At 48.6% G+C, this 6,724-nt stretch carries 7 protein-coding genes; all 7 read right to left on the bottom strand.

Annotation, left to right across the window (positions count from 1 at the left end):
- Positions 1 to 2: 2 nt before the first annotated feature.
- Positions 3 to 377, bottom strand: coding sequence for a JAB domain-containing protein (locus ACYVG7_RS15500; protein WP_460883993.1), 375 nt, complete (start codon positions 375 to 377; stop codon positions 3 to 5).
- An 83-nt stretch (positions 378 to 460) separates the two neighbouring features.
- Positions 461 to 2,098: a VWA domain-containing protein gene (locus ACYVG7_RS15495; RefSeq protein ID WP_460883992.1), complete on the bottom strand. Its 1,638-nt coding sequence runs from the start codon at positions 2,096 to 2,098 to the stop codon at positions 461 to 463.
- A gap of 69 nt (positions 2,099 to 2,167) precedes the next feature.
- The gene (locus ACYVG7_RS15490) at positions 2,168 to 2,608 is read right to left on the bottom strand and encodes a hypothetical protein (protein ID WP_460883991.1); all 441 of its coding nucleotides are present in this window, start codon (positions 2,606 to 2,608) and stop codon (positions 2,168 to 2,170) included.
- 61 nt (positions 2,609 to 2,669) lie between these two features.
- Positions 2,670 to 3,623 (bottom strand): DUF3150 domain-containing protein, encoded by a 954-nt coding sequence (locus ACYVG7_RS15485; RefSeq protein WP_460883990.1) that lies wholly within the window; start codon positions 3,621 to 3,623, stop codon positions 2,670 to 2,672.
- A gap of 98 nt (positions 3,624 to 3,721) precedes the next feature.
- On the bottom strand, positions 3,722 to 4,489 hold the full coding sequence (locus ACYVG7_RS15480) for a hypothetical protein (protein WP_460883989.1): 768 nt from the start codon (positions 4,487 to 4,489) through the stop codon (positions 3,722 to 3,724).
- Entirely contained in the window at positions 4,489 to 5,448 is a 960-nt protein-coding gene (locus ACYVG7_RS15475) for an AAA family ATPase (protein ID WP_054104226.1), read from the bottom strand. Before ACYVG7_RS15475 ends, ACYVG7_RS15480 begins: the two co-directional genes overlap by 1 nt.
- 209 nt (positions 5,449 to 5,657) lie before the next feature.
- Entirely contained in the window at positions 5,658 to 6,674 is a 1,017-nt protein-coding gene (locus ACYVG7_RS15470) for a YqaJ viral recombinase family nuclease (RefSeq protein WP_460883988.1), read from the bottom strand.
- Positions 6,675 to 6,724: the final 50 nt, after the last annotated feature.

Below are 6,724 nucleotides of genomic sequence, written 5' to 3'. Positions count from 1 at the left end.
TGTTATTGAGTGATCGGCATGGATGTTATTACGTGATCGGCATGAATGTTATTGAGCGATCGCCATGCGTGGGAATATGCAGTTACTTCCCTTGGATACACGCTCGCCGCATCTAAAGTGCCTTTGAACAGCTCTTCAAATCGAATAACGCGATGCTTTGTATCAAGAAACAGCACACCAAAAACCTCGTGCTCATACTCGTGCATCAGTGTTTGCAGGTATGAGAACGCCGACGATGGCTGTTCAATTTTTCGACCTTTACTTAATCGACCACGGGCAAGCTTGAGCGCCATATCTAAGATATCCGCTTCAGTCACTTGCTCAGGAACGATATAAGTACCGGTTTCTTCGCCAGCTAAGAACTTTTTGTTTTTCATAGGAGTCTCCAAAAAAAAGCGGAGACGAACCCATGCCCTGACGGGGACGGAATCGTCCCCGCAGGGTGGTAAAGTTGATGTGGTTACTGAATTAACAGTTGTTGTGTTACTTCGAATAACTCACGCTTCAGATCTTTGACATCGTTAATCACAATGCTTTGAGGAAAGAATTTCTCAACACTGCGTGTTTGAATCCCTATTCCCAGAAGCTCAAAGCCACTTCGTCTGCACCGGTCAACAATGTCATGCGTGGCAGCCCAATCATCTGGGTCACCATCCGTTAGCACTATCATTAGCTTTCGCTTCTGTTTTTGCGCTAACAAACTGTTTGCCGCAAACCACATTGCTTGTGCCATAGGCGTACAACCTCGTGGTTTTTGGTCAAAACAGGCGGCCCGATGTCGAACCGATTGCTTGGGCAATAACGCGATAGAAACTTCCTGATGAATACCAGGAAAATAACTGACCGCAGGTACAACACCCGGTATGCCTTCCAGTGCCATGGCCAAAGCCAAAGCGGCTTCATTGGCAACATGAAAGTACTTGCGATTACCTTCGCCAATGGGCTTACCCATTGAGCCCGATATATCGACCAGCAAGTGCACAGCAGCATTGGGCGCAATGCGCGGCTGCCTTTGAATAAACAATCTCGATTCACCTGCTTGTGAGGCGGCAAGACGATGGGTTGCAACTCGAAGACCGTGCCGTTTGGCATGATTCCGATTGTCCTGACTGGACTGAACCATGCCCCTAAGTCGGGCTCGAATTTGAGCAGACTCCGACGCCGATAAGGTCAAGATAGCCTCATCACCCAACATAGCCTGCTCTGCTTGGGGCAAACTGAGTGGTGTGACGCCCAGATGTCCTTCAGCTTGTTCCGACAACACTTCTGCCACTTGTGCAAAGGTATCGGGTTCAAACTGAGCGGCACTGGCCTCTAAGGCTTGTCGCAAATTGTCAGCTTGATCAGAGTTATCTGAATCCCCCGCTGCAGACGAGTCTGTTTCCGGGGTTTGACTGTCACTACTGTTATTGCTGTCATTACTTGCATCTTGTCCAATGTCATTACCGCTATCAGCATCCGACTCATCCTGTGGTGGACGAGATTCTTCTTCCAACATGGCAACGATGGCATCGACAAGTTTCAGCACTTCACCTGTAGATGCCAGGCTAGGCACTGCTGTCAGCATAGCGCTTAACCGGCTCATCGCTGCGGCAGGAAAGAGTTGTCTCACTCTTTCATCAACCGCTTGATACAGAGGTGTCAGCGCTTTCTGACCCAGAAAATGGCATCTCAAGCGGAACAACAACCAGGCTTGCAAGTTAGATGCAGGCTCAAGCTGTTCAGGTACACTCATTTGCTGTGTGTCCACCATGTACTCAATCACTTGCGAAATACTGCGCCGGGTTCCGGGGTAATCCTTTGCCAATTCGTTTTCAATGCGAACGTCCTCAATGATATTGAGAAGTGCCTTACGGATCGGCTTGGACGACGCCTTCTGCACCATGTCAAAATTGGTATGCCGAATATGCGCCGCTTCATGAGCCAGATAACCCCAAGCTATCTGTTGATAGTGTGGGTCGTCTGGGTTTGCTGTTGGGATCACAATCCGCTCACCATCGGTAAACGCATCTTGTCCTTGAATAAGCACCTTCACACCAAACTTTTCGCCATAAGCGGCGGCAACGATTGGCAGTGCGTTTTTTAATGGATGATTCATGGGAGTCTCCTAATCATTAGGGGGAATACTCCCTCAGCGGGAGCGTTTCCCCGCTGGGAATGTAAGTGTTTAAACCTGTGCTTTTAGCTTATCCAGGTCGTATTTTTGACCTAACCAAGCCACCAATTGAGCTGGACTCTCGTGCTGCTCAAATGACGTTTTAAGCTGGTCTAAACTCAGGATGTCATCCAATGTCAGACCGTACTGGTCTTGTAACTGAGTAGACACCTCGTGTTGATATTGCAGCCAGGCCCGCTCAAAAGCGGTTTGCTGCAATGCCATGTTTGGAACAAACACCATGGCCGTTACCCAAACACCTTGCCCGTCCGCATCTGCGATCAGTACAGGGTTCTTGGGGATCACGACACTATGTGTTGAGTACGATCGTTGTACTAACGTTCGACAACACGCCACTTCTGGTATCGATTCACTTTCAACCGCATCAGTCACACCACGAAAATGCGGTTCTAACTGGTTCAGTTGGCTGGGGTTATGGATGGTTGATTGCATAATTTCCTCTTACATAGTTCAGAGGACATGCGCCCTTAAGGGCAACATGCCCTCAAGGACGTTAGAAATAAAATGAGTTTGGTACAGTCGAACCAAGGTTTGGTCTGACGGTTGGTTGTGGTATTGCACGTAAGTTATCTGCCTGAGCAGATACTGGCTGTGCGGGTTTAGGTTCTGGTTTGGGCATCAGTTGCCTGATATCCAATTGGCCTTCACCGTGCATTCTCATCTTGTCTGGATCAGACAAAATTAAAATGGTCGCCATCAGTTCGTGATAGAGATTGCCTGTCACAGGGCCGGTCTTCGGCAGACGAACAAATAAATTGTCCATCGCTTCAACCATCGGCTGAACTCGATGATCCAGGAATGACAAACCATCCAACTTGTCTCTTAACCGTTTGAGAGGATTAAGGGCACGCTGACTGATTTGATTCTTACCTGCAACGGAACGCTCAAACAGTTCATTGGCATCACGAGCCACCTCCCTAAAGAGGGTGTGTCCCATGCCATTGACCTTGTCATCTAAGCCACCAGCTTGTTCAGCCGGTTGCATTCGATAAATGGCATAATCGAACTGAAGCCGTTGTTCCACGTCTTCGATGGGTGACAGCGCACGCCGGATTGCATCTGCAAATTCCGGGTGTTTTGCAACCCAGTCAAACGTCACCTGATCATAGTTGTCCAAGAACAACTGCTTACACTGCGCAAACTCCTGACCGATCCGGTCAAGCTCTGGAACAATCTGATCAATTCGGTTCTCAGGCACGGCATAGCCACCTAAAAACCGCACACCGACTTGCTCACACAAGCGCTGCGCTTCTTTCTTAAGCCTTTCAAAGTTCGCCAATGCCTCTGGGTCGCAAATTTTTTTACTCCCTAAGCTGGCAACATCCTTCGGTGGAAGTTGGCTGCCATTAGCTAATCTGAAATCTTCAGGCCTTAGTTTTTTTCTACCGCTCCAGATGGAACAGTCGATGTGACAAATCAAAAGTTTGTCGAGGGTTTGAATACTCATAGTGCATCCTCATGTAAGATGGGGACGCACCACTCCCAACAGGAGCAATGGCCCCCGTTTGGGTGGTAGTAGTTGACGCGCTAATGGCAATACCACTATCAGAAATAGTAATTTTGCGAATCAGGCGACGATTGGTTGAGATCGATTTTCGCAGGCATTAAGTCCAGTGCTTCAGCTATCGGGCGAACCCGCTCTAAATCACTGCCTAGCAACCGCAATACATCTTTTTCCAACTTCAGTTGGTCGGATACTTCTATCCCTTCAGGACTCGCTACTGTTAGCGAACACAGTGGTGGTAATTGACGCTTAAAGGCCAGTAACAGCAACAATGGCCACGGGCCATCATCATTGTTAACAATGCCAGCGCCTTCACCTGACACCATGCTGATTTGATTGGTACTAGGTAATCCGCTTTTGCAAAACCCTAATGACCATTCTCCAATCCTGACCTGGTTATCATCAATAACAGCCAAGCCATAGGCTTCAAGCAGCTTTGCCATATCGAACAACGCTTTTTGCGCCAGCGAGATTTGGCCATTGACGTCCTTGCGAGTACGAAACTCCCAACTGACGTTATTGGCGCACGCGACGCTATCAAGCGCATTTGAGAGTTCAAATGGCCGCCCTTGATGATCAATGCCGACTTGTCCAACAAATCGATAACCCTTGTTGATTTTCTCATTGATTCGTCGGTCTGCTTCAGCGTTAGGATCAGTCGAGTCAATCAATCGCTGCTGCGACAATTGACCTGCTTTTCCAAACCGAACTTCAATCTCCAGGGTATCTGATCCAACGTAAATGGCCCATTCTTTGGCTGTCCCATCAGAATGACTGTAACGGTAAAGAGCAAAGCACTTTTCCATCATCAATCCTCCCAGTGGTCACCGAAGACATCAGCGGCAATACGGTGAATGGCTTCTCGTTGCTCCAACTCAGCACGAGCCGTCAAAGACCGAATCAGTGCATATTCCACTGCGTTAGGAGCGCCTTTAAAAGCAAGTGTTAACTTTGCCCAGCGCACCAAGGTCCTAGTGGACATGGTGATACTAAGCTCAGCACCGCCATCCGCGCCCCCAATAAAGAGACGACGAATGTCACCAGCCACTTTCACCATTTTCTGGCGAAAGACTTCTGGCAAGCCCGGCGCAACGTTCTCCAGAATGGCTTCCTCTACAGAAGGCTCTGCATAGGTCGCTTCGATGATTCTAAAGCGATCAAGAAAAGCCAAATTCTGTTGGAGCACACCTTGATACAAGCCCGTTTGGTCACCGCTGCCCGCACTGTTGCCGGTTGCGATAAAACGAAACTTGGCATGTGGCATGATGATCTCACCGCCATTTTGTGCGATGACCAACGGGGCACCTTCCAAAATGTCATTGAGCCCAGCCAGTTCAGCAGGCTCAGCAAGATCCATTTCATTAATGATCAGCAAATGGCCATGCTTGACAGCCAGTGCCAGCGGTCCATACACAAAGGTCATGTTGCCATTAACCAGTGTGTGGTGACCGATAAGATCGGACAATTCCAATCGACCGTGCGCAGTAATTTGCTGAACAGGCCAATTCAATCGAGAAGCAACTTGGCAAATTAGCGAGGTCTTCCCGCATCCCGTGGGGCCTGTAATATACAAACCGTCACCGTCTGGGTGAGACAAGAACGCCAATACGTCACGTAAGTCTTCTTTTCTAAAAACATACTCGTCCTTGCGAACGGGAATGTTTGGATGGGTAGTGTCGGCACCATATCCTTCCAGAACGAAAGTATCAGGAGCCGGGACATTAAACGCTTGATTCACTTGAACCAAAAATGGGGATTGTTCTGTCATGGTAAACCTCATTAGTTTTAACGAGGCCCCATGCCCCAACAGGGAATGAAGTCCCCGTCGGGTGGTGTGTTGATTGTGGTATGGCTGTGTATGTAAGAGTTCAGCTCGCTCTATCATTCGTACCCAGCATTGGCTACGAGTGAAACTGCTTTCTGATGCACTCGATGTAAGCGCATGAGAAAGGAGCCGAAATCGGCTCCAAGTGAACGTTAAAAGTAAAATGAGCTCGGCGAGTCACCTGGCAGAACCAATTTCTCTTGCTCAAGACTGATTTTGATTGGTGTTTCAACGGGCTGCTCTGGCTTACTGGTGCTAATGCGCAACCGCTCTTGTGGCGCTTTTCGGTAAGCGGCTAAAACCTGTTCATCCAGCTCGCCTAACTTATCGGTGGCCAATTGCTTATAGTCCACCGTGCCCGCCATCATGTAGCGGCTGAGTTTGACCCCAGCATAATCTGCATGAGCGTAGTTACCCATCATAGCGACCAATTTCGACTGAGCTTCTCGCATTTCTTCTTTCAAAGATTTGATGTGATTTTCCAGTCGAACCACTTCGGCATGTGCTGAGCAATATTGCCGAGACAGCGATGTCCAGCGGTATTGGGCTTCACCCTTAGGAACAAAACAATCTTGCTCAGGGCATTTTGACGGTTCTTTTTTAGTCTGTACTAACCCCCAAAACTGAAGCGCTGTTTCTTGCAATTCAGTTAAGAACGCCGCGTCTGGTTGTATTTCAAACTCAATCAGTTGATCCTCAAAATAGAATACCAACCAACCACGCGTGCTATTGGCGACCAGTATTTGATGCTGTACCTGCACCCAATACAACTGGTACGCCTCGCTTTGTTCTCGGTGAGCTTGCACATCCTCAAAAACTGACTGGCAAGGACATTTCAATTCAACGGGTTCGCCCGCATCGTTGATGCCATCAAAGCTGGCTCGAAAGATTGCGTTATGATCGGCTTCTGCACATAACGGCAGAAGAAAGTCATTATGCGCATTCTCAAATGCTCGCCTTGCTTGAGGCTCCAACCGTATACCGCGAAGCACATTAGGATTATTCGACAGGTCTTCCGGTAATACGAATCCGGTTTTTTCTGCCCATAATCGCCAAGGTGTTTTGTAGGGTGAACGCCCCATAATAATTGGGGCTTCAGATGCCGTAACCCCTGCAATGCGCCACTGGTGCCATGCAGGAGTACGTTGTGATAGGTCGATAACCTTCATATTGCCTCCTTTGAAGGGAGACTCCCCCGAAGGAGAGAACTCCCCTTCAG

The sequence above is a fragment of the Pseudaeromonas pectinilytica genome, from assembly GCF_054780855.1.
The sequence above is the reverse complement of the archived record's forward strand: the minus strand, read 5'-3'. Positions and strand labels throughout refer to the sequence as shown.

Coding starts and splice junctions, on each gene's coding strand:
- ACYVG7_RS15500 (WP_460883993.1), bottom strand. CDS start 377: ATGAAAAACAAAAAGTTCTTAGCTGGCGAAGAAACCGGTACTTATATC.
- ACYVG7_RS15495 (WP_460883992.1), bottom strand. CDS start 2,098: ATGAATCATCCATTAAAAAACGCACTGCCAATCGTTGCCGCCGCTTAT.
- ACYVG7_RS15490 (WP_460883991.1), bottom strand. CDS start 2,608: ATGCAATCAACCATCCATAACCCCAGCCAACTGAACCAGTTAGAACCG.
- ACYVG7_RS15485 (WP_460883990.1), bottom strand. CDS start 3,623: ATGAGTATTCAAACCCTCGACAAACTTTTGATTTGTCACATCGACTGT.
- ACYVG7_RS15480 (WP_460883989.1), bottom strand. CDS start 4,489: ATGATGGAAAAGTGCTTTGCTCTTTACCGTTACAGTCATTCTGATGGG.
- ACYVG7_RS15475 (WP_054104226.1), bottom strand. CDS start 5,448: ATGACAGAACAATCCCCATTTTTGGTTCAAGTGAATCAAGCGTTTAAT.
- ACYVG7_RS15470 (WP_460883988.1), bottom strand. CDS start 6,674: ATGAAGGTTATCGACCTATCACAACGTACTCCTGCATGGCACCAGTGG.